3 protein-coding genes and 1 pseudogene are annotated in these 2,295 nt (G+C 41.7%); 1 reads left to right on the forward strand and 3 read right to left on the reverse strand.

Features of this window, described 5'->3' with window-relative positions; translation table 11 throughout:
• Positions 1 to 32: 32 nt before the first annotated feature.
• Entirely contained in the window at positions 33 to 329 is a 297-nt protein-coding gene (locus K6T91_11540; GenBank protein ID MCL6473418.1) for a hypothetical protein, read from the reverse strand.
• Positions 330 to 440: 111 nt separating this feature from the next.
• Here K6T91_11540 and K6T91_11545 point away from each other — a divergent pair, with 111 nt between their 5' ends.
• The gene (locus tag K6T91_11545) at positions 441 to 689 is read left to right on the forward strand and encodes a hypothetical protein (GenBank protein ID MCL6473419.1); all 249 of its coding nucleotides are present in this window, start codon (positions 441 to 443) and stop codon (positions 687 to 689) included.
• A gap of 107 nt (positions 690 to 796) precedes the next feature.
• Here the strand turns inward: K6T91_11545 and K6T91_11550 are convergent, their stop codons facing one another.
• Positions 797 to 1,009 carry a hypothetical protein gene (locus K6T91_11550; protein MCL6473420.1) on the reverse strand — a complete coding sequence of 71 codons (213 nt, stop codon included), beginning with the start codon at positions 1,007 to 1,009 and terminating at the stop codon, positions 797 to 799.
• Between the two features lie 702 nt (positions 1,010 to 1,711).
• Positions 1,712 to 1,906 (reverse strand): annotated as a pseudogene (locus K6T91_11555) (transposase).
• Positions 1,907 to 2,295: the final 389 nt, after the last annotated feature.

Raw genomic sequence — 2,295 nt, forward strand, 5'->3', positions numbered from 1 at the left:
GCAAGTTAATACAGTGTAACCCAGTGCTGTTTTCACAATCGCACACTTTCCTGATCAAACCATGCTAAACTTGCTGGTAGTAGGATTGGCCGGTGTCTGATGCCAAAAACATAGAGCTCTTCCATACATGGAACACAGTCAGTCTTAAAAAAACCTACAGCGATACCGCTGTGCCTTTCTTTCTCCATCGCAAGCATGTTACCTAAGATTTGCGTTTCCTTGAAGAATGAATTGCTTTGGTTATAGAAATAGATATTTGAGCTAATCAGCGATGCAATTATTAAAAAATTTATAATGCGAATAATTCGCTTCTGGTTTGCTTCTTTCATCAATGCCTCCGATTTTCAAGACCTTGCTTTTAGATCCCTTATCACATTCCACTCGACGAAAACAGAATTGCAAAAAGTGCCAGAATAAAAACGGATAGAGTAGCCAAAATTATGATAATTTTCTCTCGTGTAAGGAAAGCTTCAACACTCAAGGCAAAAAGTAATAGAAATAACACGAGGGGAAACCTGAAAACAAAAGCAAGAATACCAGCTGCTCCTCTTTTATTATTAATGATCTGTTCTGGATTAGTAAAAAAGAGTGTGATATTAATTATAAGAGATACCAAAGTAAACAAGACTAGAAACCAAATAGATTTGCGCTTTGTTTTAAAAGCTGTTATTGCTAAACCAACAAAATAAAAGAAAAGCAATAATTGTGCCACCGGTAATCTCATAATCGACCTTCCTATGCTTTATTCGCTCTATCTGGACTGCACCCCTAGTGCCGGACAAAAAGATAAGACTAATCAACAGTTGACTCTCGTAGTAGCGTGCATTCTCTCAAACTCATCTGGCGACAGATAGACAAGAGATGAGTGAAGCCTCTTTCTATTGTAAACATCTTCAATGAAGTAGCCAATGCGAGAGAGGGCTTCAAATATGATACCATATTCGTATAAATATACTTCCTCCTTCTTCTTTAAGGTTGCCATAAATGATTGAAGCCATGGCGTTATCATATGGGTTGCCCACCCATGACATAGAGATGAGGATCTTGTTTTGCTGCAAAGCATCAGCATAATCATGGGAGGCATACTGCACTCCCTGGTCGCAAGTGATGAATAAGTCCTGGTTTGATATCACGCCGAGCTAGAGCAAGTCTCAAGTGCTGCCAGGGAAAGTTTATGGTTAAGGTAGTCCCTCAGTGCTTAAGCCGACAGTTTTCCTGGAGAAGCATGTCCAAGTATTGCGGCCAGGTATACGAATTTTAGAGTGCAGGCGAATATATGTTATATCTGCCACCCAGAGCTGATTAATATCGGTTAAGATAATGTCTTTAGCAAGATTCGGATATACAGGCAGGCCATGGGTAGAATCAGTAGTTTTAACCTTCCTCTCGTTTCTTCTTCTGGATAAGATTCTTGGCCTTCGTGATTCGCAGGCACACGCTTGTGATTAATATTTACCCTGCGCCTCTTTAGCTCTATGGTAACCCGTCTGTAGCCGTAGCCGGAAAACTCACGTGATTCTCTTGATCTCCTCTACAAGAGATGCATTCTTGTCAGTTGTATCTGCTGGTTCACGCTTGGCCCATTCATAATATGCGCTTGTTGATACTTTTAACAACTAACAGGCCCGAGCTAGAAAGAGGCGCCCTCTATATTCATCAATTAAGCATTTAGATTGCCTCTCCCTCTCTTTCAGTCACTTCAATGCGTTTTTTAAAAATCGATCTCTATTGTTTGTTTGTCGATGAGGCGCTCCATCTCGGCCTTCTTGGCTCTCTCGGTATTTCTTGAGTCCTTGCCAGGAAATGGGTTCTTCGGGGCAGATTTAAGCTGGCGCTTCCAGCGGTAAAACATCCCAGATGTGATCTCATAGCGGCGGCAGAGTTCAGCCGCAGAAACCCCAGCATCAGCTTCTTAAGAGAACTTGCAGTTAAATTCAGGGATAAATTTTCGTTTGGTGCCAGACATTTAAGATACTCCTTTCTGACTCAAGAGTGTCTTATCTTTTTGTCCGGCGCAAGGGGTTAACTCCATCGAGATTCAGCTACTTACGACGATGGCGGCGATAAACCTAAAGAAACCGGTGAAGTACGGTAGTAAAAGCAAGACTATCGGGCAGAGGGTAGTCACTATGTTCTGCTTACAGCTACTTGTTTCAACTAACTAGTTCCCCCTGAAAAATACCCTTACAAAAGAACCATATCCTATACCGCTTAAGCTGCAATTTTTGCTCAAGCGGCATTCTTTTGCTCGATCTTTATCCGATCAACCCGTCAAAACCGACAACCGTCTTAAGT

Source organism: Bacillota bacterium (assembly GCA_023511485.1).
Taxonomy (GTDB): Bacteria; Actinomycetota; Aquicultoria; order Aquicultorales; family Aquicultoraceae; genus CADDYS01.